The 26,398-nt window shown below is 67.3% G+C and carries 25 protein-coding genes; 9 read left to right on the plus strand and 16 right to left on the minus strand.

Annotated elements, in window-relative coordinates:
• Positions 1 to 73: 73 nt before the first annotated feature.
• The 6 genes from AC3ENX_RS09245 to AC3ENX_RS09270 form a co-directional block, all read right to left on the minus strand.
• A complete protein-coding gene (locus tag AC3ENX_RS09245) occupies positions 74 to 700 on the minus strand; it encodes a superoxide dismutase (RefSeq protein ID WP_434811585.1) in 627 nt (208 codons plus the stop codon).
• 118 nt (positions 701 to 818) lie between these two features.
• Positions 819 to 1,796, minus strand: coding sequence for a DNA-binding protein WhiA (gene whiA / locus AC3ENX_RS09250; protein ID WP_434811587.1), 978 nt, complete (start codon positions 1,794 to 1,796; stop codon positions 819 to 821).
• Between the two features lie 65 nt (positions 1,797 to 1,861).
• The gene (rapZ, locus tag AC3ENX_RS09255) at positions 1,862 to 2,737 is read right to left on the minus strand and encodes an RNase adapter RapZ (protein ID WP_434811589.1); all 876 of its coding nucleotides are present in this window, start codon (positions 2,735 to 2,737) and stop codon (positions 1,862 to 1,864) included.
• 28 nt (positions 2,738 to 2,765) lie between these two features.
• A complete protein-coding gene (gene uvrC, locus AC3ENX_RS09260) occupies positions 2,766 to 4,697 on the minus strand; it encodes an excinuclease ABC subunit UvrC (protein WP_434811590.1) in 1,932 nt (643 codons plus the stop codon).
• Position 4,698: 1 nt separating this feature from the next.
• Complete coding sequence (gene uvrA / locus AC3ENX_RS09265; protein WP_434811591.1) at positions 4,699 to 7,587, minus strand: excinuclease ABC subunit UvrA; 2,889 nt, start codon at positions 7,585 to 7,587, stop codon at positions 4,699 to 4,701.
• Positions 7,588 to 7,656: 69 nt separating this feature from the next.
• A complete protein-coding gene (locus tag AC3ENX_RS09270) occupies positions 7,657 to 8,097 on the minus strand; it encodes a MarR family winged helix-turn-helix transcriptional regulator (RefSeq protein WP_434811592.1) in 441 nt (146 codons plus the stop codon).
• Positions 8,098 to 8,131: 34 nt separating this feature from the next.
• Here AC3ENX_RS09270 and AC3ENX_RS09275 point away from each other — a divergent pair, with 34 nt between their 5' ends.
• Positions 8,132 to 8,362, plus strand: a complete 231-nt coding sequence (locus AC3ENX_RS09275; RefSeq protein ID WP_434811593.1) for a hypothetical protein — start codon at positions 8,132 to 8,134, stop codon at positions 8,360 to 8,362.
• A gap of 76 nt (positions 8,363 to 8,438) precedes the next feature.
• On the opposite strand, the gene uvrB is transcribed toward AC3ENX_RS09275, so the two are convergent.
• Positions 8,439 to 10,508, minus strand: a complete 2,070-nt coding sequence (gene uvrB, locus AC3ENX_RS09280; RefSeq protein WP_434811594.1) for an excinuclease ABC subunit UvrB — start codon at positions 10,506 to 10,508, stop codon at positions 8,439 to 8,441.
• An 87-nt stretch (positions 10,509 to 10,595) separates the two neighbouring features.
• On the opposite strand from uvrB, the gene AC3ENX_RS09285 reads away from it, so the two are divergent.
• Entirely contained in the window at positions 10,596 to 11,213 is a 618-nt protein-coding gene (locus AC3ENX_RS09285) for a DUF4126 domain-containing protein (protein ID WP_434811596.1), read from the plus strand.
• A gap of 1 nt (position 11,214) precedes the next feature.
• On the opposite strand, the gene coaE is transcribed toward AC3ENX_RS09285, so the two are convergent.
• Positions 11,215 to 11,829, minus strand: coding sequence for a dephospho-CoA kinase (gene coaE / locus AC3ENX_RS09290; RefSeq protein ID WP_434811597.1), 615 nt, complete (start codon positions 11,827 to 11,829; stop codon positions 11,215 to 11,217).
• A 118-nt stretch (positions 11,830 to 11,947) separates the two neighbouring features.
• Positions 11,948 to 13,399, minus strand: a complete 1,452-nt coding sequence (gene rpsA / locus AC3ENX_RS09295; protein ID WP_434811598.1) for a 30S ribosomal protein S1 — start codon at positions 13,397 to 13,399, stop codon at positions 11,948 to 11,950.
• 181 nt (positions 13,400 to 13,580) lie between these two features.
• On the opposite strand from rpsA, the gene AC3ENX_RS09300 reads away from it, so the two are divergent.
• On the plus strand, positions 13,581 to 13,796 hold the full coding sequence (locus tag AC3ENX_RS09300) for a DUF1653 domain-containing protein (protein ID WP_434811600.1): 216 nt from the start codon (positions 13,581 to 13,583) through the stop codon (positions 13,794 to 13,796).
• 2 nt (positions 13,797 to 13,798) lie between these two features.
• On the opposite strand, the gene AC3ENX_RS09305 is transcribed toward AC3ENX_RS09300, so the two are convergent.
• Positions 13,799 to 14,227, minus strand: a complete 429-nt coding sequence (locus AC3ENX_RS09305; protein WP_434811602.1) for a YchJ family protein — start codon at positions 14,225 to 14,227, stop codon at positions 13,799 to 13,801.
• Positions 14,228 to 14,382: 155 nt separating this feature from the next.
• On the opposite strand from AC3ENX_RS09305, the gene AC3ENX_RS09310 reads away from it, so the two are divergent.
• Positions 14,383 to 15,300, plus strand: a complete 918-nt coding sequence (locus tag AC3ENX_RS09310) for a 5'-3' exonuclease (protein ID WP_434811603.1) — start codon at positions 14,383 to 14,385, stop codon at positions 15,298 to 15,300.
• A 6-nt stretch (positions 15,301 to 15,306) separates the two neighbouring features.
• On the opposite strand, the gene AC3ENX_RS09315 is transcribed toward AC3ENX_RS09310, so the two are convergent.
• Positions 15,307 to 16,296 (minus strand): PHP domain-containing protein, encoded by a 990-nt coding sequence (locus tag AC3ENX_RS09315; RefSeq protein ID WP_434811605.1) that lies wholly within the window; start codon positions 16,294 to 16,296, stop codon positions 15,307 to 15,309.
• Between the two features lie 51 nt (positions 16,297 to 16,347).
• Positions 16,348 to 17,400 carry an anthranilate phosphoribosyltransferase gene (gene trpD, locus AC3ENX_RS09320; RefSeq protein ID WP_434811607.1) on the minus strand — a complete coding sequence of 351 codons (1,053 nt, stop codon included), beginning with the start codon at positions 17,398 to 17,400 and terminating at the stop codon, positions 16,348 to 16,350.
• Between the two features lie 121 nt (positions 17,401 to 17,521).
• On the opposite strand from trpD, the gene ctaE reads away from it, so the two are divergent.
• From ctaE to AC3ENX_RS09345, 5 genes are all read left to right on the plus strand, one after another.
• Positions 17,522 to 18,166, plus strand: coding sequence for an aa3-type cytochrome oxidase subunit III (gene ctaE / locus AC3ENX_RS09325; RefSeq protein WP_434811608.1), 645 nt, complete (start codon positions 17,522 to 17,524; stop codon positions 18,164 to 18,166).
• Between the two features lie 23 nt (positions 18,167 to 18,189).
• Complete coding sequence (qcrC, locus tag AC3ENX_RS09330) at positions 18,190 to 18,993, plus strand: cytochrome bc1 complex diheme cytochrome c subunit (protein WP_434811609.1); 804 nt, start codon at positions 18,190 to 18,192, stop codon at positions 18,991 to 18,993.
• 36 nt (positions 18,994 to 19,029) lie between these two features.
• Positions 19,030 to 20,109, plus strand: coding sequence for a cytochrome bc1 complex Rieske iron-sulfur subunit (gene qcrA / locus AC3ENX_RS09335; protein ID WP_434811610.1), 1,080 nt, complete (start codon positions 19,030 to 19,032; stop codon positions 20,107 to 20,109).
• The gene (gene qcrB / locus AC3ENX_RS09340) at positions 20,106 to 21,932 is read left to right on the plus strand and encodes a cytochrome bc1 complex cytochrome b subunit (protein WP_434811611.1); all 1,827 of its coding nucleotides are present in this window, start codon (positions 20,106 to 20,108) and stop codon (positions 21,930 to 21,932) included. Before qcrA ends, qcrB begins: the two co-directional genes overlap by 4 nt.
• An 83-nt stretch (positions 21,933 to 22,015) precedes the next feature.
• Positions 22,016 to 22,423, plus strand: a complete 408-nt coding sequence (locus tag AC3ENX_RS09345) for a rhodanese-like domain-containing protein (protein ID WP_434811612.1) — start codon at positions 22,016 to 22,018, stop codon at positions 22,421 to 22,423.
• Positions 22,424 to 22,472: 49 nt separating this feature from the next.
• On the opposite strand, the gene AC3ENX_RS09350 is transcribed toward AC3ENX_RS09345, so the two are convergent.
• The 4 genes from AC3ENX_RS09350 to ctaC are packed head-to-tail and all read right to left on the minus strand — an operon-like array spanning position 22,473 to position 26,386.
• Positions 22,473 to 23,285: a PP2C family protein-serine/threonine phosphatase gene (locus AC3ENX_RS09350; RefSeq protein WP_434811613.1), complete on the minus strand. Its 813-nt coding sequence runs from the start codon at positions 23,283 to 23,285 to the stop codon at positions 22,473 to 22,475.
• 3 nt (positions 23,286 to 23,288) lie between these two features.
• Positions 23,289 to 23,723, minus strand: a complete 435-nt coding sequence (locus AC3ENX_RS09355; RefSeq protein WP_434811614.1) for a cytochrome c oxidase subunit 4 — start codon at positions 23,721 to 23,723, stop codon at positions 23,289 to 23,291.
• Positions 23,724 to 25,487 carry an aa3-type cytochrome oxidase subunit I gene (gene ctaD / locus AC3ENX_RS09360; RefSeq protein WP_434811615.1) on the minus strand — a complete coding sequence of 588 codons (1,764 nt, stop codon included), beginning with the start codon at positions 25,485 to 25,487 and terminating at the stop codon, positions 23,724 to 23,726.
• Positions 25,487 to 26,386, minus strand: coding sequence for an aa3-type cytochrome oxidase subunit II (gene ctaC, locus AC3ENX_RS09365; protein WP_434811616.1), 900 nt, complete (start codon positions 26,384 to 26,386; stop codon positions 25,487 to 25,489). The genes ctaD and ctaC overlap by 1 nt, the downstream gene beginning before the upstream one ends.
• Positions 26,387 to 26,398: the final 12 nt, after the last annotated feature.

Consider the following 26,398-nt stretch of genomic DNA (forward strand, 5'->3'; position numbering starts at 1 on the left):
CGTGAAAAGAGGAGGATGCCGACTCCCGCCCCGTCGCCGAGGAGGAACCCGGCATCCTCACCTGTGTGTCACCCTACAGCAGACCCGCCGTCTTCTCGCGGGCTGTTTCGAAGCGCTGAGCGACGTTCTGCCAGTTGGCGATGTTCCACGCCGCCTTGACGTAGTCGGCCTTCACGTTGAGGTAGTCGAGGTAGAAGGCGTGCTCCCACATGTCGAGCTGGAACAGCGGGACGGTGCCCTGCGCGGCGTTGGCCTGCTGGTCGAACAGCTGCTGGATGATCAGACGCTGTCCGATCGAGTCCCAGCTGAGGACCGACCAACCGGAACCCTGAATGCCCATGGCCGTGGCGGTGAAGTGCGCCTGGAACTTGTCGAACCCGCCGAAGAACTCGTCGATGGCTGCACGCAGCTCGCCCTCGGGCTCACCGCCGCCACCGTCGTTCGCCGGGGCCAGGTTGGTCCAGAAGATCGAGTGGTTGACGTGGCCGCCGAGGTTGAACGCGAGGTCCTTCTCGAGCTTGTTGACGTTCGCGAGGTTGCCGCTCTCGCGCGCCTCGGCGAGCTGGTCGAGGGCGGTGTTCGCACCCGTCACGTACGCCTGGTGGTGCTTGTCGTGGTGCAGCTCCATGATCTTGCCCGAGATGTGGGGCTCGAGGGCCGCGAAATCGTAGGGGAGGTCGGGCAGCGTATAGGTCGCCATGTTCTCACTTCCTGTCAAGGCCGCACACGGTGCGTGCGGGGACGGACAGATCCCATCCTATTGACTGGCAACGCGAGCCGCACGGGGAAGCTTCCCGCAGGTAACGCGGTGTGACGAGTCAGTCCTCGAGTCCGGCGGGCACTGCCGATTCGGTATCTGGCAGGCCCTCGGCGGCAGCCTTCTTGTCGGCCATGGCCAGCAGGCGACGGATGCGCCCCGCGACGGCATCCTTCGTCAGTGGCGGGTCGGCGTGGTGCCCGAGCTCATCGAGGCTTGCATCACGGTGTGCCAGACGGAGGTCGCCGGCCTGCTTGAGGTGGTCGGGCACCTCGTCGCCGAGGATCTCGAGTGCGCGCTCCACGCGTGCGCACGCGGCGACGGCCGCCTGCGCCGAACGGCGCAGGTTCGCGTCGTCGAAGTTCACCAGACGGTTCACCCCGGCGCGCACTTCGCGGCGCTGGCGCATCTCCTCCCACGCCGACGCGGTCTTCGCAGCTCCCATCTCGGCGAGCGTCTGGCGGATGGCTTCGCCGTCGCGCACGACGACGCGGGGCACGCCACGCACCTCACGAGCCTTCGCGGAGATCCCGAGGCGGTGCGCCGCGCCGACGAGCGCCATGCCCGCTTCGGCGGACGGGCAGGAGATCTCGAGCGCGGCAGATCGACCCGGCTCGCTCAGCGAACCCGCGGCGAGGAATGCACCACGCCAGATCGCAGCCAGGTCGCCCCGGTTTCCGGTCGTCAGCCGGTTCGGCAGGCCGCGCACGGGACGTCGACGCTGGTCGAGCAGCCCCGTCTGACGGGCGAGCGTCTCACCGCCGTCGATCACGCGGACGGCGAAGTGGCCGCCTGCGCGTCCACCCGACGCCTGCACGCGCGCCAGCTCGGGACGCACGCCGTAGATCTCCATGAGGTCCCGGGCCACCCGGCGGGCCAGCACGTCGCTGTCGACCTCGGCCTCGACCGCGACACGTCCGGCGATCGAGTGCAGTCCGCCGGCGAAGCGGAGGACCGCGGTGAGCTCAGCCACGCGAGCGGTGGGACGAGGGTCGCGGACGGCCGCCAATTCGGTCTTCACGTCAGCGGTCAGCGGCACGGCGATCCTTCTGCGATTCAGGGGGGGTCGAGATCGGGCCCTCGGTGGAGGGACGATGTTCCAGCCTACTCGCGACCGAGGTCGCGATGTTTCACCTTCACCTCTACTCCGGACGTCCCCGACAGTCGATCCGCCAGTTCACGGACTGTCACGACCGACCGATGCTTGCCGCCCGTGCACCCGACAGCGACGACGGAATGCCGCTTGTTCTCGCGCTGGTACCCCGCGAGCACCGGCTCGAGCGCCTTCGCATACGCGTCGATGAACTCCACCGCCCCGGGCCGCGTGAGCACGTACTCCCGCACCTCCGGGTCCTCCCCCGTCAGCGCCTTCAGTTCGGGAATCCAAAACGGATTCGGCAGGAAGCGCATGTCTGCGACGAGATCGACGTCGGTGGGCAGGCCGTACTTGAAGCCGAAGCTCATGACGGTGAGGGTGTGGCGCGCCGCGCCGCTCTCGCTGAACTCATCGACGATGCGGTTGGCGAGTTGGTGGATGTTGAGCGTGCTCGTGTCGATCACGACATCGGCGCTCTCGCGAACGGCTGACACGCGTTCGCGTTCCCGCTCGATGCCGTCGATGATCGTGCCGTCCCCTTGCAAGGGGTGCGGCCTGCGCACCGACTCGAATCGTCGCACCAGCACATCGTCCGACGCATCGAGGAACAAGGTGCGCAGCGTGCGGGCGTCGCGCAGCGATCGGGTCACGGCCGGGAGCTGCCCGAACAGGTCGCGCCCACGCACATCGACGACCGCGGCGATCTTCGGGAGCGCGCCGGCCGCGAGCTCCGTCAGCTCGAGCAGGGGACCGAGCATCTGCGGCGGCAGATTGTCGACGACGTACCATCCGAGGTCCTCGAGCGCGTTCGCTGCCGTGGTGCGGCCGGCACCCGACATGCCGGTCACGATGAGTACCTCACCGGTCGGCTTCTGGTCGTTCACAGATCCTCCCCGTCCTCGCCGCTCCAGCCTATCGACTGGCGACGGCGTCCCGTGCGGCGAGTCGCTCCCGCACCGTCGCCGCGAGGGCCGGTCCGATACCGGGCACTTCGGCGATCTGCGACTCGTCGGCGTTCTTGAGCTTCGCGACCGATCCGAAATGCCGTAGCAGCGCCTTGATGCGCGATGGTCCGAGACCCGGGATCTCGGCGAGCACCGACGAGATATCGCGCTTGCGTTTCTTGCGCTGGTGCGTGATGGCGAACCGATGCGCCTCGTCGCGCAGGCGCTGCAGCAGGTACAGCGCTTCTGACGTGCGCGGCAGGATCACCGGATACTCGTCGCCCGGAAGCCACACCTCTTCGAGCCGCTTCGCGATGCCGCACAAGGCGATCTCGGTGTGCCCGGCATCGGCCAGGGCACGCGCCGCGGCCTCCACCTGCGGGCGACCGCCGTCGACGACGAGCAACTGTGGCCGGTACGCGAACCGCGGCTTGCGGCGATCGGTGACCACGGGCGCTTCACCGCCGTCTGCGAGCGGGTCGGCGATGCCCGCACCGTCGGTCTCCTCGTCGGGCCGATCGAGGTAGGCGAGCCGACGGGTGAGCACCTGGTACATCGAATCGGTGTCATCGGTCGTCTCGGCGACGCCGAACGAGCGGTACTGGTCCTTGCGGGGCAGTCCGTCTTCGAAGACGACCATCGACGCGACGACATTCGTGCCGGACAGGTGCGACACGTCGAAGCACTCGATGCGAAGTGGCGCCTCGTCGAGTCCGAGGGCCTCCTGCAGGTCGTTCAGGGCCTGGGTCCGCGCCGTGTAGTCGCTGGTGCGGCGCGTCTTGTGGAGCATGAGCGCTTGTTGGGCGTTCAGGTGCGCCGTCTTCATGAGTTCAGCCTTCTTGCCCCGCTGAGCGACCTGGATCTCGACGGGTCGACCTCTGCGGTCTCGCAGCCACTGGGCGAGCTCGTCGGCGTCGTCGGGCAGCGCGGGCACGAGCACCCGGCGCGGGATATCGGCCGCGTCTGCGTCGCCGTAGGTGCGCTGCAGCACCTGATCGACAAGTTCGGCGCCGGAGATGTCGAGCTCCTTGTCGATCGTCGTCGCCCGCACGCCTCGCACGCGGCCGCCCCGCACGACGAAGTGCTGCACTGCCGCCGACAGTTCGTCTTCGGCGATGCCGAACAGGTCGGCATCCGTGTCTTCGGCGAGCACGAGTGCACTGCGGCTGAGCACGGCATCGATGGCCTGGAGCTTGTCGCGGTACATCGCGGCCGACTCGTAGTCCATGGCCGCCGACGACTCGTTCATTCGCTTCGTCAGGTCGCGCGCGAAGCGCTGGTCGCCACCGGCCATGAACGCGACGAAGTCGTCGACGATCGCCCGGTGCTCCTCGACCGTCACCTTCATCGAACACGGCCCGCCGCAACGTCCGATCTGCCCCGGGAAGCACGGGCGTCCGGTGGCCATCGCCTTCTTGTACGACGAGTCACTGCAGGTGCGGATCGGGAACACCTTGATCATGAGGTCGATCGTGTCGTGCACCGCCCACACCTTCGGGTACGGGCCGAAGTACTTCGCTCCGCGGATGCGCTTGTTACGCGTCACGATGACGCGCGGGGCTTCATCGCCGAGCGTGATCGCCATGTACGGGTAGGACTTGTCGTCTTTGTAGCGCACGTTGAACGGCGGCGAGAACTCCTGGATCCACATGTACTCGAGCTGCAGCGAGTCCACGTCGGTGGCGACCACGGTCCATTCGACGGATGCCGCCGTCGTGACCATGCGCCGCGTGCGCTCATGCAGGGTGTGCAGCGGCGCGAAGTAGTTCGACAGTCGCGACCGGAGGTTCTTCGCCTTGCCGACGTAGAGCACCCGGCCATCGACATCCCGGAAGCGGTAGACCCCTGGGTTGGTCGGGATCTCCCCCGGCTTCGGCTTGTACGGCAGTTGCGAGGCCACGTCAGCCCGCCTTGCGCGCCGGGGTCGCTCCTTCGAGGATCTCAGCGAGGAAGGTCGCAGTGTGGCTGCCCTCGACGCGGGCGACCTGTTCTGGCGTGCCGGTCGCGACGATCTCGCCACCGCCGGAGCCGCCCTCCGGTCCGAGGTCGATGATCCAGTCCGATGACTTGATGACGTCGAGGTTGTGCTCGATGACGATGACCGTGTTGCCCTTGTCGACCAGGCCGTTCAGGACTTCGAGCAGTCGCTGCACGTCTTCGAAGTGCAACCCGGTCGTCGGCTCGTCGAGCACGTAGATGCTGCGGCCGTTCGAACGCCGCTGCAGCTCGGTCGCGAGCTTCACGCGCTGCGCCTCGCCACCTGAGAGCGTCGTCGCCGACTGCCCGAGCCGCACGTAGCCGAGACCGACGTCGACGAGGGTGCGCAGGTACCGGTGGATGGCCTGGATCGGCTCGAAGAAGTCGGCCGCCTCGGCGATCGGCATCTCGAGGACCTCAGCGATGTTCTTGCCCTTGTAGTGCACGGAGAGGGTGTCGCGGTTGTACCGCTTGCCGTGGCACACCTCGCAGTCGACGTAGACGTCGGGCAAGAAGTTCATCTCGATCTTGATCGTGCCGTCACCCGAGCACGCTTCACAGCGACCGCCCTTGACGTTGAAGCTGAACCGCCCCGGCTGGTAGCCGCGCGCTTTCGCCTCGGGCGTCTCGCTGAAGAGGGTGCGGATGCGGTCGAACACGCCCGTGTAGGTGGCGGGGTTCGATCGCGGTGTGCGGCCGATCGGCGCCTGGTCGACGTGCACGACCTTGTCGAGGTTGTCGAGGCCGGTCACCCGCGTGTGCTTGCCGGCGACCCGTCGGGCACCGTTGAGGCGCGTGGCGAGCACTTCGTAGAGGATGCCGTTGACCAGCGACGACTTACCCGACCCGCTCACGCCGGTGACGGCGGTGAGCACCCCGAGGGGGAAGTCGGCGGTCACGTTCTTGAGGTTGTTCTCGCGCGCGCCGACGACGCTGACCATGCGCTTCTTGTCGATCTTGCGGCGCTTCTTCGGCGTCGCGATCGCCCTGCGCCCCGAGAGATAGTCGCCGGTCAGCGAGTTCTCGTCGCTCAGCAGCGCGTCGAACGGGCCGGAGTGCACGACACCACCGCCGTCGACACCGGCGCGCGGCCCGATGTCGACGATCCAGTCGGCAGCCTGGATCGTCTCTTCGTCGTGTTCGACGACGATGAGCGTGTTGCCGAGGCTCTTGAGCTTGAGCAGCGTCTCGATGAGGCGCCGGTTGTCGCGCTGGTGCAGCCCGATCGACGGTTCGTCGAGCACATAGAGCACCCCGGTCAATCCCGACCCGATCTGGGTCGCGAGGCGGATGCGCTGCGCCTCGCCGCCCGACAGTGTGGCGGCCGCACGGCCGAGGCTCAGGTAGTTGAGACCGACTTGGATGAGGAAGTCCAGTCGCGCGCGGATCTCGCGGAGCACTGCCGCGGCGATCCTCGCCTCGCGTTCGGTGAGTTCGAGCTTCGCGAAGTACTGCTGCGCCTCACCGAGGCTCAGTCTCGAGGCGTCGGCGATCGACTTGCCGTGGACGAGCACGGCGAGCACTTCTGGCTTGAGTCGTGCGCCGTCGCAGACGGGACACGGCACCTCGCGCAGATATTCGGCCCAGCGCTGGCGCTGCGTGTCGGTCTCGGCCTGCAGGTACTGACGCTCGATGTAGGGCACGACGCCTTCGAACCCGGACGAATACCGCATCTCACGGCCGTACTTGTTCTTCCAGCGGACGGTGACCTTGTAGTTCTCGCCGCGCAGGACGGCGTTCTGGATGTCGTCGGGCAGGTCGCGCCAGGGGGTGTCGAGCGAGAAGCCGAGGTCGTCGGCCAACCCCTGCAGCAGTCGTTCGTAGTACTGATAGAGTCCCTTGCCCTGCGTCGTCCACGGCAGCAGCACACCGTCGTTGATGGACAGTTCGTCGTCGCCGATCATCAACTCGGTGTCGACCGACATGCGTGTGCCGAGGCCGGAACAGGCCGGGCATGCACCGAAGGGGGCGTTGAACGAGAACGTGCGCGGTTCGATCTCGGTCAGCTGCAGCGGGTGGTTGTTGGGGCAGGCGAGCTTCTCGGAGAAGCTCTGCCACGCGGCATCGCCCTCTTCGTCGACGAAATTGACCTGCAGGATGCCGCCCGCGAGGCCCAGCGCCGTCTCGACGGAGTCGGTGATGCGCGAGAGCATGCCGGGTGCCGCGACGAGCCGGTCGACGACGACCGCGATGTCGTGCTTGTAGCTCTTCTTCAGGGTCGGGGGCTCGGCGAGCTGGATCAGGTCACCGTCGACGACGGCACGTGCGTACCCCTTCGCCGAGAGCTCCTTGAAGAGGTCGACGAACTCCCCCTTCTTCTGTGTCACGACGGGCGCGACGATCTGGTAGCGGGTGCGCTCGGGCAGGTCGGCGAGCTGGTCGGCGATCTGCTGCACGGTCTGCCGCTGGATCTGCTCACCGCACTCGGGGCAGTGGGGCACGCCGATCCGCGCCCACAGCAGACGCATGTAGTCGTGGATCTCAGTGATCGTGCCGACGGTGGACCGGGGGTTGCGGTTGGTCGACTTCTGGTCGATCGAGACGGCGGGGCTCAGTCCCTCGATGAAGTCGACGTCGGGACGGTCGACCTGACCGAGGAACTGGCGGGCGTAGGCGCTCAGCGACTCGACGTACCTGCGCTGCCCTTCGGCGAAGATCGTGTCGAACGCGAGGCTCGACTTTCCGGACCCCGACAGGCCCGTGAACACGACGAGCGAGTCGCGCGGAATGTCGAGATCCACGTTCTTGAGGTTGTGGACGCGGGCACCGCGGACGCTGAGTTTCGAAGGCGTGGCGACAGGGACGATGGGCACCCGACAAGTCTAGGTCGCCCCTCCGACATCGGCTCCGCGCGGGTGGTGCGCACCCCTCGAGCGGCGCAGTCACGCTCCCGAGCGGCGACCCGCGAACGGTGCGAGCCCGTCGCGTACGGCCTCGATCTGACCGAGGTCCATTCCGACGCGCGCCATGATCTGCGCCGGCACCGCGACCGCCTGTGCACGCAGCGCGCGGCCGGTGTCGGTCAAGCCGATGTCGAGCACGCGCTCGTCGTCGGCCCGGCGGGCGCGCACGACTCGCCCCTGCGCTTCGAGTCGTTTGACGAGCGGCGAGAGTGTGGCCGGCTCCATCGCCAGTTCGTCGGCGAGTTCTGACAGCGAACGCGGCGCCTGCTCCCAGAGTGCGAGCATGACGAGGTACTGCGGATGTGTGAGCCCGAGGGGCTCGAGCACGGGTCGGTAGATCGAGACCACGTTGCGCGCGGCCGTCACGATCGCGAAGCACAGTTGGCTCTCGAGCTTGAGCAGGTCTTCGTCGCTCGACATCCGTCCTCCCCCATTCCTTAGTACACTAATGATCATGGCACACAATGACCGCGCACCGCTCCGACAGCGCGTGCGCGAAGCCGGCGGCTGGTACGCCTACCTCAACACCCGGCTCATCCGCGTGGCAGGGCCGGCCTCGGTCGGCCCCTACGACACCGAACCCGAACCCGAACGAGCTGGACGGGCGTGCCCGCTGTGCGGTGCGCCGATGTCGGCGCACACCGTCGACCGCAGCGGCCCGAAGCCGCTCCTGCACTGCCCCTGATGCCTGGCCGCGTCAACCCGCGTCGAGCCTGAGCGCCGACTGCTCCATCGCGGGCTGTGCGCCCTCCTCGTCCGACTCAGGCATGTCCGGCACGCTCCATCGCTCGCAGCTCCTTCTTCAGGTCCTGCACCTCGTCTCGCAGTCGTGCTGCAAGCTCGAACTTCAACTCCGCCGCGGCCGAGAGCATCTGCTTCGAGAGGTCTTCGATCGTCGCTTCCAGCTGATTGGCGCCTTCGGCCGCGATGCCTTCGCGTCGCAGCTGCGGCGTGGGGCTCTTACCCTTTCCGCTCTTGTTCTTCTTCGACAGCAGGTCGGCGGTGTCGCTCGCTTCGCGCGCCAACGCATCCGTGATGTCGGCGATCTTCTTGCGCAGCGGCTGCGGATCGATCCCATGCTCGAGGTTGTAGGCGATCTGCTTTTCACGCCGCCGCTCGGTCTCGTCGATCGCGGCACGCATGGAGTCGGTCATGGTGTCGGCATACATGTGGACTTCGCCGGAGACGTTTCGGGCGGCACGGCCGATCGTCTGGATGAGCGAGGTGCCCGAGCGCAGGAATCCTTCTTTGTCGGCATCGAGGATCGCGACGAGCGACACCTCGGGCAGGTCGAGTCCCTCGCGGAGCAGGTTGATGCCGACCAGCACGTCGTAGACGCCCTGGCGAAGCTCGGTGAGCAGTTCGACGCGACGAAGGGTATCGACATCGGAATGCAGGTAGCGCACCCGGACGCCGTGCTCACCGAGGAAGTCGGTGAGCTCTTCCGCCATCTTCTTGGTGAGGGTCGTCACGAGGACGCGCTCGTCGCGCTCGACGCGCACGCGGATCTCTTCCAACAGGTCGTCGATCTGTCCCTTCGACGGCTTGACGATGATGTGCGGGTCGACCAGTCCGGTGGGACGGATGATCTGCTCGACGACGCCGTCTGCGATGCCCATCTCGTAGCGACCAGGCGTCGCCGACAGGTAGACGGTCTGCCCGATGCGCTGCTTGAACTCGTCGAAGCGGAGCGGACGGTTGTCCATCGCGCTCGGCAGCCGGAACCCATGGTCGACGAGTGTGCGCTTGCGGGATGCATCCCCCTCATACATGGCACCGATCTGCGGAACGGTGACGTGCGATTCGTCGATGACGAGCAGGAAGTCGTCGGGGAAGAAGTCGAGCAGTGTGTGCGGGGGCTCGCCCGCCTGGCGGCCGTCGAGGTGCCGTGAGTAGTTCTCGATACCCGAGCAGAACCCGAGCTGCTGCAGCATCTCGAGGTCGAACGTGGTGCGCATACGCAGTCGCTGCGCCTCGAGCAGCTTCCCCTGCCCCTCGAGTTCTTTGAGCCGCTCGGCGAGTTCGGTCTCGATCGTGCCGATCGCCCGCTGCACCGTGTCCGTCCCCGCGACATAGTGGGATGCGGGGAAGATCGGCACGCTGTCGAGCTTCTGCACGACATCGCCCGTGAGGGGATGCAGCATGTACAGCGCTTCGATCTCGTCGCCGAACAACTCGATGCGGACCGCATACTCCTCATAGACGGGGATGATCTCGATCGTGTCGCCGCGGACCCGGAAGTTGCCGCGCGAGAAGTCGACGTCGTTGCGGTTGTACTGCATCGCGATGAACTTGCGGATCAGCGCGTCGCGGTCGTACCGCTCCCCCACCTGCAGTGCCACCATCGCCCGCAGGTACTCTTCGGGCGCGCCGAGCCCGTAGATGCATGAGACGGTCGAGACCACGACCACGTCGCGGCGGCTGAGGAGCGAGTTCGTCGTGGAGTGCCGGAGCCGCTCGACCTCGGCGTTGACCGACGAATCCTTCTCGATGAAGGTGTCCGTCTGCGGCACATATGCCTCGGGCTGGTAGTAGTCGTAGTAGCTGACGAAGTACTCGACCGCGTTGTTGGGCATCAGGTCGCGGAACTCGTTCGCCAACTGCGCCGCGAGCGTCTTGTTGTGGGCGAGCACGAGGGTCGGCCGCTGCACCTGCTCGACGAGCCATGCCGTCGTCGCCGACTTTCCGGTTCCCGTCGCACCCAGCAGCACGACATCGGTCTCGCCGGCGTTGATGCGTGCCGCGAGGTCTGCGATCGCCTGCGGTTGGTCGCCGCTGGGCGCATATTCGCTGATGACCTCGAATGGTCGCACGGATCGCGTGGTCTGCATGCATCCAGCGTAGGCGGGGCATACGACATCAGGGCGGTCGAGCGCCGCCAAGGGCGCAGCGGTCGGGTGCACCGTAGTCTGGGCGCCATGGAATTCCTCGTCGGATCGGGACTCGCCGCCGCGGCAGGCCTCAACGCCTGGATGCCACTGTTCCTGCTCGGCCTCGCGGATCGCTTCCTGGGCGTGGTCGACCTGCCCGCGGGATGGACGTGGCTCTCGAGCGACATCGCACTGTGGATCACCGGCATCCTTCTCGTGCTCGAGATCGTCGCCGACAAGATCCCGGCCGTCGACTCCGTCAACGACGTGATCCAGACGGTCATCCGCCCCGCGGCGGGCGGCATCGTCTTCGGCGCGGGCGCGAGCTCGGAGACCGTCCGAGTCGAAGACCCGTCGACCCTGTTCGCCGACGGCGGCTGGGTGCCGATCGTCGTCGGCGTCGTGATCGCGCTCGCCGTCCACGCCGTCAAAGCGACCGTGCGCCCGGTGGCGAACGTCGCGACCGCGGGCCTCGCGGCGCCGGCGATCAGCGCGGCCGAGGACGTCTCGGCGTTCGCACTGGTGGCAACCGCGATCCTGGTGCCGGTCGTCGCCGGCATCCTGCTGGTCGGACTCGTCGTGGCCGCGGTGCTGTTGCTGCGACGACGCCGACGCATCGTGGCCGAACGTCGCGCCGCGAAGGCGGCGGCCCGCGCGACGACCTGAGTCAGTCGGCGACGACGCCCGGGGCGACCAGGCGACGCCACAGCGCGTCGGTCTGCGCCAACGTCTCGTCGAGATCACCGGAAGTGTCGATCACCACGTCGGCCACCGCGAGCCGCTGCGCGTCGTGGGTCTGCGAGGCCAGACGCGCCGCCGCCGCTGCTTCGGTCAGCCCGCGCAACTCGACCAGCCTGCGCGCGCGCAGCTCGGCCGGTGCGTGTGCGACGACGATGAGATCCCATGGGTCGTCGACGCGGGCTTCGACGAGCAGGGGCACGTCGTAGACGACGACGGCGTCGGCGTCCGCTTCCAAGGCTGCGGTGAAGCGCCGCTGCGACTCGGCCCGAACCGCCGGGTGCACGATCGCATTCAGCTGCGCCAGGCGATCCCCGTCGCCGAAGACGAGCGCTCCGAGCGCGGCACGGTCAAGACTGCCGTCTTCGCGGAGAACCGCGTCACCGAATCGCTCGGCGATCTCGGCGAGCACCGGCCCGCCAGGCGACTGCACGTCGCGCACGATCTGATCGGCGTCGATGACGACGGCACCGTACTCTGCGAGGCGGTGGGCGATCGTGGACTTTCCCGACGCGATCCCCCCGGTCAGTGCGACAAGCGGCATGCGCCCAGCCTGTCACACGGCGACGCTCGCCGGGAACGCCACAGGGGCCGGAACCCGAAGGTCCCGACCCCTGTGAGCGGTCAGCTGTGAATCAGTGACGCGGCGATTGCTCGCGAGCTCAGCGGCCCGACAGCTTCTCGCGCAGCGCGGCGAGAGCCTCGTCGTCGGCCAGCGTGCCGGCGCCACCCTGGGCGTCGGACGTGAACGACGAACCACCCAGGTCGGCGGGAGCGGCTGCCTCGGCCTCGATCGCCTTGGCGACCTGAGCCTTGTGGGCCTCCCAGCGAGCCTGCGCGGCCGCGTACTCGGCTTCCCAGGCCAGACGCTGCTCGTCGAAGCCGTCCTTCCAAGCACCCGACTCGGGGTCGAAGCCCTCGGGGTACTTGTACTCGCCGTTCTCGTCGTACTCGGTCGCCATGCCGTAGAGGGCCGGGTCGAACTCGGTGCCGTAGGGGTCGACCGACTCGTTGGCCTGCTTCAGCGACAGCGAGATGCGGCGACGCTCGAGGTCGATGTCGATGATCTTGACGAAGACCTCTTCGCCGACCGACACGACCTGCTCAGCGAGCTCGACGTGCTTGCCCGACAGCTCGGAGATGTGCACGAGGCCCTCGATGCCGTCTGCGACGCGCACGAACGCACCGAACGGAACGAGCTTGGTGACCTTGCCCGGTGCGACCTGACCGATCGCGTGCGTACGGGCGAAGACCTGCCACGGGTCCTCCTGGGTCGCCTTCAGCGACAGCGAGACGCGCTCGCGGTCCAGGTCGACCTCGAGGATCTCGACGGTGACCTCCTGCCCGACCTCGACGACCTCGGATGCGTGCTCGATGTGCTTCCACGAGAGCTCCGACACGTGGACGAGACCATCGACGCCACCGAGGTCGACGAACGCACCGAAGTTGACGATCGACGAGACGGTGCCCTTGCGGACCTGACCCTTGTGCAGGTTGTTGAGGAAGTTCGAGCGCGACTCCGACTGGGTCTGCTCGAGCAGCGCGCGGCGCGAGAGCACCACGTTGTTGCGGTTCTTGTCGAGTTCGAGGATCTTCGCTTCGAGCTCCTGGCCGAGGTACGGCGTGAGGTCGCGGACGCGGCGCAGCTCGATGAGCGATGCGGGCAGGAAGCCGCGCAGGCCGATGTCGACGATGAGTCCACCCTTGACGACCTCGATGACCGAACCGGTCACGACACCGTCGTTCTCCTTGATCTTCTCGACGTCGCCCCAGGCGCGCTCGTACTGGGCGCGCTTCTTGGACAGGATGAGACGGCCTTCCTTGTCCTCCTTCTGGAGAACGAGGGCTTCGACCTCGTCGCCGACCTTGACGACCTCGTTCGGGTCGACGTCGTGCTTGATGGAGAGCTCACGCGAGGGGATGACACCCTCGGTCTTGTAGCCGACGTCGAGGAGGACCTCGTCGCGGTCGATCTTCACGACGGTGCCTTCGATGAGGTCTCCGTCGTTGAAGAACTTCAGGGTCTTCTCGACCGCGGCCAGGAAGTCCTCAGCAGATCCGATGTCGTTGATGGCGACCTGCTTGGTGGCCGGGGCGGTCGTTGCGGTAGTCATGTAGTGGGTTGTCCTTGTTGGGTTGGATACTCGGGCCTCGTCCGAACCGCTCGAAGACGAACGGATGCCTCGGATGAAGCGAAGTGGATGGATTGCTCGTCACGGACGCACGGCGATTGAGCCACGCGAGTGACACTCCAGGTTATCAGAACGCGGGATCGCGCGGCGGTACGGTGAGTCCATGACCGATGAACCCGCCCCGGGCATCTACCGCCACTTCAAGGGCGGACGCTACGAGGTGGTCGGCATCGCCAGGCACAGCGAGTCGGAAGACGCGATGGTCGTGTACCGGGCGCTGTACGGCGAGGGCGGCCTCTGGGTGCGCCCGCTGACCCTGTGGAACGAGACGGTCGAGCGCGACGGCCACCTGGGCCCGCGATTCGTCCCTGACGAATGACCTCACTCGGCGGCGGGCGCGACGTACCACCAGCGACCGGCGCGATGCAGGAACAAGCTCCGTTCATCCAGCACGCCGCGCTCCCCGGTCGCGAGGTCGTGCCAGCGCGCACGGAAGGTCACGGTGCCCGTCGCATCCCCCGGTCCGCCACCGCTGACGGATGAGATCTCCAGTCCGTCCCAGTGGTGCGCGCCGTCGAGGACGAGGTCTTTCGGCCGGTTCGCAGGGAACCAGGTGGCCTCGAGGTGCGCAGCATCGCCGAGCGAGAACGCCGTGTACCGCGAACGCATCAGCGCCTCGGCGGTCGCCGCGACACGCCCGTCGAGGACGGGACCGCAGCAGACGTCGAACGCAGCGTCCGATCCACACGGACAGGCAGCTCCCGGTGCGGGACGGCGCCCTCGGCGGGATGCGGCGGCTCCGAACGACATGCGTCCATTGTGCCGCGCGACACGGGGCCCCACGCGACCCGGGGCACTGGGCTGACGCGCACCGCCGTGCGCGAGGATCGCTTCGAGAAGGCCCAGCCGCTCGGCTGCCGTGTAGCCGGGCCGAAGGAGCGCGCGTGCGTGCCAGGATGAGTGCCGTGGCCGACCGACTCATGCTCCTCGACACCGCCAGCCTCTACTTTCGCGCGTTCTACGGTGTGCCCGATACCGTCAAAGCACCCGACGGGCGACCCGTCAACGCGGTGCGCGGCCTGCTCGACATGATCGCGAAGCTCGTCGCCACCTTCGAGCCGACGCACGTCGTCGCGTGTTGGGACGACGATTGGCGGCCACAGTGGCGTGTCGACCTCATCCCCAGCTACAAGGCGCACCGGGTCGCCGAGGTCGTCGAGACGGGACCCGACGTGGAAGAAGTGCCCGATCCGCTCGAGGTGCAGATCCCGGTGATCCGCGAGGCGCTCGAAGTGCTCGGCATCCCCATCGTCGGACGCGCCGCACACGAAGCCGACGACATCATCGGCAGCCTCGCCACGCAGGCGGCCATTCCGGTTGACGTGGTCACCGGCGACCGCGACCTCTTCCAGCTCGTCGACGACGCGACCGGGGTGCGGGTCATCTACACCGGGCGCGGCATGAGCAATCTCGAACTGCTCACCGACGCCGTTGTCGTCGAGAAGTACAAGATCCTTCCCACGCAGTACGCCGACTTCGCGGCGTTGCGCGGCGACCCGTCCGACGGGCTGCCTGGCGTGCCCGGCGTGGGCGAGAAGACCGCAGCGACCCTGCTCGCCGCTCACGGCGACCTCGCGGGCATCGTGGCGGCCGCAGAGCGTGGCGAGGGCATGTCCGCCGGTGTGCGCGCGAAGGTGCTCGGCGCCGCCGACTACATCGCGGTCGCACCCAAGGTCGTCGAAGTCGTGCGCGACCTCGATCTCGGCACCCCCGACACCCGCCTGACCGCGCCGGATCCGGCTGCGGTCGAGGCCCTTGCGGCCGCGTGGTCGCTGGGCTCATCGGCGACCCGCGCGGCGGAGGCGATCAGCGCGCGCGTGTGACCGCCGTCAGCCGCGGGTCCAGGCCAGCAGGCGGTCGAGCGGCCACGTCGTGACGATCCGCTCCGGCGGGATGCCGGCGGCTTCAGCGCGCGCCGCGCCGTGATCGAGCAGTGCGAGCTGCCCCGGCGCGTGCGCATCGGAGTCGATCGCGAACAGGCATCCCTCTGCGAGGGCGATCGCGATGAGCTCGTCGGGCGGGTCCTGTCGCTCGGGACGCGAATTGATCTCGACCGCCACGCCGTGCTCGGCGCATGCGGCGAACACGGCCTGCGGATCGAATTCGGACTGCGGTCGCGTGCCGCGCTCACCCTGGACGAGCCGGCCGGTGACGTGACCGAGCACATCCACGCTCGGGTTCGAGACGGCTGCGACGAGGCGGCGGGTCATCGGCGCCCGCTCCATCCTCAGCTTCGAATGCGCCGAAGCGACGACGACGTCGAGCTCGCCGAGCAGGGCGTCCTCCTGATCGAGCGAGCCGTCTTCGAGGATGTCGACCTCGATGCCGGTCAGCAGCGTGAAGTGGTCGTCGCGGAAGCCACGGACGACGTCCAGCTGCGCACGCAGACGCTCCGCAGACAGCCCGCGCGCGACCGTCAGCCGCGGCGAATGGTCGGTGAGGGCCTGATACTCGTGCCCCAGCGCCTTGGCTGCGTCGACCATCAGGTCGATCGAGGTGAGTCCGTCCGACCACTCCGAGTGCGCGTGGAGGTCGCCGCGCAGCAGTCCGCGCAGCGCCGAGGGTGCAACCGACTCGCCGGATCCACGCAGCTCCGCGAGGTAGGAGGGCACCCCGCCGGCGAGGGCTTGCTGGATGACCGCAAGCGTCGAGTCGCCGACGCCTTTCAGTCGACGCAGCGCCGGCGTGTCGCGCAGATGGGTTTCGTCGAGTCCCGCGATCGCGTCAGCTGCGGCCCGGAAGGCCTTGGAGCGGTAGCGCGACGCGCGCTCCCGTTCGAGCAGGGTCGCGATCTCGACGAGGGCGGCGTGGGGATCCATGGGTCGACCCTACGGCGGCGCCCCGACTCAGGCGAGGTGCGCGCGACCGGATCAGCGGGCGGTGGCGCCCACCCACGCGTCGAGCTTCGCCGCAGCCGCGCCCGAGTCGATCGCGCTCGCAGCGGCGTCGCGCGCCTCAGCGAGCCGGTCGAGCATCGGACGGGTCATCTCCGCGCCGTCCTGGAAGAGCCGGTACGCGACGATGCCGGCTGCGGCGTTGAGCAGCACGATGTCGCGCACGGGACCCGCCTCGCCGTCGAGCACGCGACGAACGACCGCGGCGTTGTGGTCGGCGTCGCCGCCGAGCAGGTCACCGATCTCAGCCAACGGGATGCCGAGATCCCGGGGGTCGATGTCGTGCTCGTGCACGTCGCCCCGACTCACTTCCCACAGCCTGCTGTGCCCCGTCGTGGTCAATTCGTCGAGGCCGTCGTCGCCGCGGAACACGAGCGCCGTTGCGCCTCGCGTCCGGAAGACGCCCGTGATGAGCGGCACACGGTCCAGGCTTGCGACACCGACGGCGTTCGCTTCGGCGCGCGCCGGGTTGCACAGCGGTCCGAGGAAGTTGAACACCGTCGGAATGCCGAGTTCGCCGCGGGTCGCTCCGGCGTGGCGGAACCCGGGGTGGAAGGCCGACGCGAACGCGAAGGTGATCCCTGCTTCGGCCAGCACCTCGGCCACGCGCTCGCCGGACAGCGTGAGGTCGACGCCGAGCGCCGCCAGCACATCCGACGATCCCGACTTCGAACTGGCCGCCTTGTTGCCGTGCTTCACGACGGGGATGCCGGTGGCCGACGCGACGATGGATGCCATCGACGAGATGTTCACGGTGCCGAAGCGGTCGCCACCGGTGCCGACGATGTCGAGCACCGCGGCGGGGACAGGGAGCGGAACGGCGGCTTCGAGGATCGCATCACGGAACCCCACGATCTCGTCGACTGTCTCCCCCTTGGCCCGCAGTGCGACGAGGAATCCCGCCAATTGCGAGGGGGTCGCATCGCCCGACATGATGCGCCGCATCGCCCAGGTCGCCTCGGAGACGCTGAGGTCGCGCCGGTCGAGGAGATTCTGAAGGATTCCGGGCCAGGAGAACAGCTCAGCCATGCTGGCGATCCTATCGGCACTCTCCGACGGGATTCTCGGCTGCCTCTTAGGTTGCCCTAACCTCCCTTCGGAGGGGAATCACCTTCAGGGATGCGAAAACCGAGCGACGAAATCAGCCATAATGGGGTGCGTGACGACCTCTCCTGCGACCTATCCCCAGGCTTTGCGTTCCGTCAAGCGGCCCGACCCGGTCGCCGTCGGCACGATCGTGTGGCTGGGCAGCGAAGTCATGTTCTTCGCCGGCCTGTTCGCCATCTACTTCACGCTGCGCAACGCGTCGCCTGAATTGTGGGCCGACCGCACCGAACTCCTGAACATCCCGTTCGCGGCGATCAACACCGGCATCCTGGTGCTCTCGTCGTTCACCGCGCAGGCCGGCGTCTTCGCCGCCGAGCGCCTGCAGCCGTACCGCAAGGGCTCGATCTGGCAGTTCCGCCAGTGGGGCATGGTCGAGTGGTTCCTGCTCACCTTCGTCATGGGCGCGGTGTTCGTCTCGGGTCAGGTGTGGGAGTACGCGACGCTCGTCGCCGAAGGCATGCCGATCAGCGCGGACTCGTACGCGTCGGCGTTCTACATCACCACCGGCTTCCACGCCCTGCACGTGACGGGCGGGCTCATCGCCTTCCTGCTCGTGATCGGGCGCGCATACGCCGTCAAGAACTTCGGACGCAAGGAGATGACGTCCTCGATCGTCGTGTCGTATTACTGGCACTTCGTCGACGTGGTCTGGATCGTCCTGTTCGTCGTCATCTACTTCGTCAAGTAATCAGAGCGGAGCTGAGCACTTCCATGGCATCGAAGACCGCACGCCGACAGGCCGGCCGTCGCAGCAAGTGGGCCGCCGCCGCCCTGATCGGTATCGGACTGCTGGTCACCGGCGGCGTCTACGCCGGAGCGTCGGCCGCAATGGCGGCATCCGACACGTCGACCACGGCCACCTCGAGCCTCACCGTCGAAGACGGCAAGAAGCTCTTTCAGGCCAACTGCGCCACCTGTCACGGGCTGAACCTCGAGGGCACGAACGACGGCCCGTCGCTGTACGGCGTCGGCGAGTTGTCGGTCGAGTTCCAGATGGCGACCGGCCGCATGCCGCTGCAGATGCAGGGTCCGCAGGCGCCGATCAAGCCCGTCCAGTTCACCCAGGAGCAGATCGAAGCGATCGCCGCCTGGGTGCAGGAGACCTCCCCCGGCCCCAGCTACCCCTCCGACGAGATCCTCGACGGTGGTGGTGACGTCGCCGAGGGCGCCGAACTGTTCCGCATCAACTGCGCCATGTGCCACAACGTGGCCGCCGCAGGTGGTGCGCTCACCGAGGGCAAGTACGCCCCCGCACTGACCGAGACCAGCCCGCTGCACATCTACGCGGCGATGGTCACCGGCCCGCAGAACATGCCGGTCTTCAACGACATGACCCTCACCACCGAGGAGAAGCGCAACATCATCTCCTCGCTGATGTGGATCCAGGAGAACGAGTCTGCCGGCGGCTTCTCGCTCGGCTCGCTGGGCCCCGTCTCGGAGGGTCTGTTCATCTGGATCTTCGGCATCGGATCGCTCATCGGCCTCACCGTGTGGATCACGGCGAAGTCCAACTGATCGCACACTGACGTAAGACGCAAGGCAAGGAGCACCATGGCACACGAGGAGAACGCGCTCGAGCACGAGAGGGCTTCGTGGAAGCCCTCCCCCGGGCTCGCGGTCGCCGTGCCGGACCCCGTGCAGAACCCGGGCCTCCCGCCCCACCGGGAGCGCATCGTCGACAAGGACCCGGCCGCCATGGCGCGCGCTGTGCGCACCGTCTACACGCTGTTCTACCTGTCGCTGGCCGGCAGCATCTGGGCGATCGCCGCCTACATGCTGTTCCCCATCGAGAGCGGCCAGATCGTCGACATCCGGCACAACAACCTCTTCATCGGTCTGGGGATCGCCCTCGCCCTGTTCGCCCTCGGCGTCGGCGCGATCCACTGGTCGAAGGCCGTGATGAGCGACAAGGAGTTCATCGAGCCGCGTCACGCGACGCGCGGGCGCGACACCACGCGTGAGGGAGCCGTCCAGGCGTTCCGCGACGCGAACGAGGAGTCCGGCTTCGGCCGCCGCACCGCCATCCGCGGTTCGCTCATCGCCGCGCTGGTCGCCTCGATCCTGCCCGGCATCACCCTCTTCCGCGGCCTGGCGCCGCAGAGCAGCCCCGACCACCCGCACGCGGGCGACCCGGTCTACCTGCTCAGCCACACCATGTGGGAGAAGGGGATGCGCCTGGCGCACGATCCGAGCGGCGAGCCGATCCGCGCCGCCGACCTGACCCTCGGTTCCGCGGTGCACGTCATCCCCGAGCCCCTCGCCGAGCTGAGCCACCACGACGGCTACCTCGAGGAGAAGGCCAAGGCCATCGTCCTGCTCATGCGTCTGCTCCCCGAGCAGCTGCAGGAGGAAGAGGACCGCAAGAGCTGGTCGTACGACGGCATCGTGGCCTACTCGAAGGTCTGCACGCACGTCGGGTGCCCCGTCGCGCTGTACGAGCAGCAGACCCACCACCTGCTCTGCCCCTGCCACCAGTCGCAGTTCGACGTCGAGCGCGGCGCCGCGGTGATCTTCGGCCCGGCCGCGCGTCCGCTGCCGCAGCTGCCGATCACCGTCGACGACGAGGGCTACCTCATCGCGCAGAGCGACTTCACCGAACCTGTCGGCCCGAGCTTCTGGGAGCGTCATTGAGCACCGCGACTGTCACCGATAAGGGTGCGGACACCACCCGCGACGCGAAGCCCGGCAACGACAAGCCCCTGGGCGGGCGCTTCGTCGCCGGCGCCGCGAACTACATCGACGAGCGCACCAGCATCTCGGGCCTGGTCAAGGAGCTCGGGCGTAAGATCTTCCCCGACCACTGGTCGTTCATGCTCGGCGAGATCGCGCTGTGGAGCTTCGTGGTGGTGCTGCTGTCGGGCACCTTCCTGACCTTCTTCTTCCAGGCGTCGATGGTCGAGACCCACTACGAGGGCGCGTACACGCCGTTGGTCGGCGTCGAGATGTCGGCTGCCCTCGAGTCGACGCTGCGGATCTCGTTCGACATCCGCGGCGGCCTGCTGGTGCGCCAGATCCACCACTGGGCGGCGCTCGTGTTCGTCGCCGGCATCGGCGTGCACATGCTGCGCGTGTTCTTCACCGGCGCCTTCCGCAAGCCCCGCGAGCTGAACTGGGTGATCGGCTTCATCCTGTTCATCCTGGCGATGGCCGAGGGCTTCACCGGCTACTCGCTGCCCGACGACCTGCTCTCGGGCAACGGCCTGCGCATCATCGACGGCATGGTCAAGGGCATCCCGCTGGTCGGCACGTGGATCTCGTTCCTGCTGTTCGGCGGCGAGTTCCCCGGCACGGAGATCGTCGGACGTCTGTACACGCTGCACATCCTGCTGCTGCCGGCGATCCTCGTCGCGCTGCTAGCCGTGCACCTCATGCTCATGATCGTCAACAAGCACACCCAGTTCGCCGGCCCCGGCCGCTCGAACGACAACGTGGTGGGCTACCCGATGATGCCGGTCTACATGTCGAAGATGGGTGGCTTCTTCTTCATCACCTTCGGCGTGATCGTGCTGATCGCCTCGCTGTTCACGATCAACCCGATCTGGAACTACGGCCCCTACGACCCGTCGCCGGTCTCGGCGGGCACGCAGCCCGACTGGTACATCGGCTTCGCCGACGGCGCGCTGCGCCTCGTGCCGCCGCACTGGGAGTTCGTGCTGTTCGACCACACCTGGTCGTTCAACATCCTCGTGCCGCTGGGAGGCCTCGGCCTGTTCATCGTGCTCGTCATGCTCTACCCCTTCATCGAGGCGTGGATCACCGGCGACAAGCGCGAGCACCACCTGGCGCAGCGTCCCCGCAACGCCCCGACCCGCACCGCCATCGGCGCGGCCGGCGTCACCTTCTACGCCGTGCTCTGGGCGGCAGCCTCGTCGGACATCATCGCGACCCACTTCCAGGTCACGATGGAGGGCGTCATCCACAGCCTGCAGGCGATGCTGATCGTCGGCCCGATCATCGCGTACTTCGTCACCAAGCGCATCGCGATCGCGCTGCAGAAGAAGGACCGCGAGATCGCGCTGCACGGCTACGAGTCCGGCCGCATCGTGCGTCTGCCCGGTGGCGAGTACATCGAGGTGCACCAGCCGGTCGACGAGTATGAACTCGTCAAGCTGGTCGACTACGAGACCAACGCCCCGCTCGTGGTGCGCCCCAACGACAAGGGCCGCATCCCGTGGCACGAGAACCTGCGTGCGTCCCTGTCGCGCTGGTTCTTCGAGGACCGTCTCTCTCCCCTTACCCAGACCGAACTCGAGGCCGCGCGTGCGCACCAGCACCACACGCTCGAGCACATCGCGGCTGAAGAAGATGCCGAGATCCAGGGCATGCACGAGCGCGCCGGAGTTCCGGACGCCCCGCACCACCCCATCGACGACGGCCACAACACCGAGACGGCGAACCGCCCCTCGAACGTGATCGTCCCCGACGAGGACGACAAGGGCGGCAAGAAGAAGTAGCGAGCCGTCGCTGGCAGAGAAGCGGCGAGGAGTGACCGTTCAGGTCTCCCTCGCCGCTTCTGCGTTCGCGTAGCGTCGATGTCATGACCGATGCACTCGCGTACTACTCCGCCAAACTCCGCTTCGAGACCGACGCCTCAGACGTCTACGCCGCCCAGAAGGCCGGCGAGGTGTTCGTCCTCGTCGACGTGCGAAGCGTCGAGGCGTGGGAGCAGGGGCACGTCGCTGGGGCCGTCCACATGCCGTACCGCGACATCGCCACGCGCGCACCGCAGGAGATCCCCACGGACACGCCGGTGGTCGTGTACTGCTGGAGCCCTGGCTGCAATGCGGGCGCGAAGGGCGCGGTGGAGTTCGCGAAGCTCGGCTACGACGTCCGCGAGATGATCGGCGGGTACGAATACTGGGTGCGTGAAGGGCAGCCGACCGAGAACGTCGACGGCCCGGTCCCCCGCACGTTCGATCCACTCGTCATGCACGTGCGGGCCTGATCGCCCAGTGCCCGCGAACCGGCTCGGGATCCCAATACCGCGATGCGGCTCAGGATGCCGAGGTCAACCCCTCGAGATCCTCGTGGAACCGGGCCAGCGCCGCGCCGGCGAATCGCAGGTCGTCCGCGCGGAACGGCGCCGGTGACGCGACCTCCACGACGTCGCAGACGACCGCGGTGGCGTTGTCTCGGGTCGCTGCCTCCAGCGCCGTGCCGACGATGAGCTCAGCAGCCTCCTGCGCGGTGCCTGCAGACGCCAGCACTGCGGTCAGCAAGTCGTGGGGCACGTAGTCGCTGATGCCGTCTGAGCACAGCAACCACCGGTCCCCGACCACCGGGACGCGCCGCGATACGCTGACACGGTCGAGCGCATCGCCGCGCAACGACGCCGTGATGATGTTGCGCCGTGGGTGCACGGCAGCATCCGCTTCGGTCATGAGACCCTGATCGACCAGTGCCTGCACGAACGAGTCGTCTCGCGTCTGTCGTGAGAGTTGGCCGTCACGAAGCAGGTAGGCGCGGGAGTCGCCGGTGTGTGCGAGCAGCAACGCTCCCGAGCGGTCGAACCACACCCCGGTGAACGTCGTCGCCATGCCGCGCAGTGCGGGATCCCTGCGGACGTGCTGTGCCAGATCCCAGTTCGCGATCCGGATGCGGGAGGCGAGCTCGTCCGGGTCGGCGCATTCCGCGCCACCTGCCACGAGGCGGTGCACAAGCGCAGCCGACGCCAGGTCGCCGGCCGGGCCGCCCCCGACACCGTCGGCGACACCCCCGCCCCACGGCGCCGCGAACGCGGCGTCCTGGTTGACGTCTCGGAACGCGCCGACGTCAGAGCAGACGCCGGCCAGCAGGCGCAGGGCCATCGATCAGCGCGCGAAGTACCCGCGGTAGTACTCGTAGACCCAGCCGACGATCGCGACGATGAACACCGCGAATCCGATCGGCAGCAGGAACTGTCCAACGGCGAGGCCGAGAATTGCCAGTGCCGCCGAGAACGCGAGCACGAGGGGCCACCACGACCAGGGGCTGAACTCGCCCATCTCGGGGTCGCCGTCGTCGATGTCGGCGGTGAGGACGTCTTCGGGGAGCTCGCCGCCCTGCGCCTTGTGCACGCGGTCGACGTAGAACGCGATCATGACAGACATCGCGGTGGTGAACAGCAACGCGGTCGAGCCGACCCATTCGATGGCGTTGTACCACGGGAGCGCGGAGTGCTCGATCACGTTCCAGACCGTGTACACCAGGGTCATGAGCAGGAAGAACCCTGCCAGCAGCCACCAGAGGTTGATGTTGGTCTTCACTTACTTGACCTCTCCGCCGGCAAGATCGACGACCGGGGCGTCGGGAGCGTCCTTCGCCGGTCCGACCCCGACCGGGATGCCGGCCTCGGGGTGATTCAAGTCAAACGCGGGACGCTCGCTGCGGATGCGCGGGATGGACGTGAAGTTGTGGCGCGGCGGCGGGCACGACGTGGCCCACTCGAGCGATGCACCGTACCCCCACGGGTCATTGACGGTCACCTTCGGTGCGTTGCGAGCCGTGATCCACACGTTCAGGAAGAACGGGATCATCGAGGCACCGAGGATGATCGCGCCGATCGTCGAGACCTGGTTCTGCCACGTCCAGCCGTCAGCGGCGGAGTAGTCCGCGTAGCGGCGGACCATGCCGTCCACACCCAGCCAGTGCTGGATGAGGAAGGTCATGTGGAAGCCGATGAACAGCAGCCAGAAGTGCACCATGCCGAGGCGCTCGTTGAGCATCTTGCCGGTCCACTTGGGCCACCAGAAGTAGAAGCCCGCGAACATGGCGAACACGACGGTACCGAACACGACGTAGTGGAAGTGCGCGACGACGAAGTACGAGTCCGAGACCGCGAAGTCCAGCGGCGGCGACGCCAGGATGACACCCGTCAGACCACCGAAGACGAACGAGACGAGGAATCCGAGCGAGAACACCATCGGCGTCTCGAACGTCACAGAGCCCCGCCACATCGTGCCGATCCAGTTGAAGATCTTCACGCCCGTCGGCACGGCGATCAACATCGTCATGAGTGAGAAGAACGGCAGCAAGACGGCACCGGTGACGTACATGTGGTGAGCCCACACCGACACCGACAGCGCGGCGATCGCGATCGTCGCGTAGACGAGCGTCTTGTACCCGAAGATCGGTTTGCGGCTGAAGACGGGGAAGATCTCCGAGACGATGCCGAAGAACGGCAGCGCGATGATGTACACCTCGGGGTGACCGAAGAACCAGAACAGGTGCTGCCACAGGAGCACGCCACCGTTGGCGGGATCGTAGATGTGCGCGCCCAGGACACGGTCGGCGGCGGCGGCGAGGATCGCCGCGGCGAGGATCGGGAAGGCCATCAGGATCAGGATGCTGGTGACCAGCGTGTTCCAGGAGAAGATCGGCAGACGCCACATGGTCATGCCGGGGGCACGCATCGTGATGATCGTCGTGATGAAGTTCACGGCACCGAGGATCGTGCCGAAACCGCTCATACCGAGGCCCAGCATCCACAGGTTGCCACCGGCACCGGGCGAGAAGCTCGCGTTGGCGAGCGGCTGATACGCGAACCAGCCGAAGGCCGCCGCGCCCTGCGGGGTCAGGAAGCCGCCGACGGCGATGAGCGAGCCGAAGATGAACAGCCACAGCGCGAAGGCGTTCAGGCGCGGGAACGCGACGTCAGGCGCACCGATCTGCAGCGGCAGGATCGCGTTCGCGAATCCTGCGAACAACGGTGTCGCGAACATCAGCAGCATGATCGTGCCGTGCATCGTGAACAGCTGGTTGTACTGCTCCTTGGTCGGGACGACCTGCATGCCCGGCTCGAACAGCTCGGCGCGGATGATGAGCGCCATGACGCCGCCGAGCAGGAAGAAGAGCACCGACGCGATGAGGTACATGTACCCGATCGTCTTGTGGTCGGTGGAGGTCAGCCACTTGACGACGATGTTGCCCTTCTGCTCGACACGCGATGCGCTGAGCAGAGCGGCCTGACGCGGCGGCAGGGTCGTCGGACGCGCGTGCGAGTCCTCCTGCAGCGGAACCGTCGTGGCCATCATTGATCTCCCTCGGATTCGGTGGACGCTCCGGTGCCGGGCAGGTTCTGCAGCCGGTCATACGCGTCGTTGATGTCGCCGATCTGTCCGGCAGCGCGCAGCGACTCGAGATAGTCCTGGTACTCGGCGTCCGAGACGACCTCGACGTTGAACAGCATCATCGAGTGGTACTGGCCACACAGCTCGGCGCACTTGCCGGCATACGTGCCCTCGCGGGTCGGCGTGAAGGACCAGTAGTTGTCCTTGCCGATGTACATGTCCTTCTTGTACAGGAAGTCGATGATCCAGAAGGAATGGATCACGTCTCGCGAGACGAGCTTGATCTTCACTTCCTTGTCGACCGGCAGCACGAGCGTGGGCAGCTCGCTGGTGATGTCACCGCGTTCGTCGGTCTGCGCCTGCACACCCATCGTCCAGACGGCGTCGTCTGCCTGCTCACAGTCACTGTCGGTGTACTGGAAGTCCCACGCCCACTGCTTGCCGATCGCGGTGATGCACACGTCGGGGTCTTCGTACTGCGTCTCCAGGATCGCCTGGTCGCGCGCCGTGAAGGCGAAGAAGCCGACGATGAGGATGAGGGGCACGATCGTGTAGAAGATCTCGATCGGCATGTTGTAGCGCATCTGCACCGGCAGACCCGTCTGCCCCTTGCGGCGACGGTAGGCGATGGCAGCGAAGCCCATGAGGCCCCATGTGATGAGGCCCACGATGAGCAGCACGATCCACGAGTTGACCCACAGCCCCGACACCATTTCGGTCTTGTCGGTGGCCTGCGTCCCATCCTCCGTGAAGCCGGGGAGGTAGCCGTTCAGCTCGGTCGGGGTGCACGCCGCCAGTGTGACGGCGGTGGCGATCCCGATCGGGATAACGGCCCAGCGGAGACGGCGTTTGACGCGCACAGTGCACCTTTC

The organism is Microbacterium sp. bgisy189 (assembly GCF_057707225.1).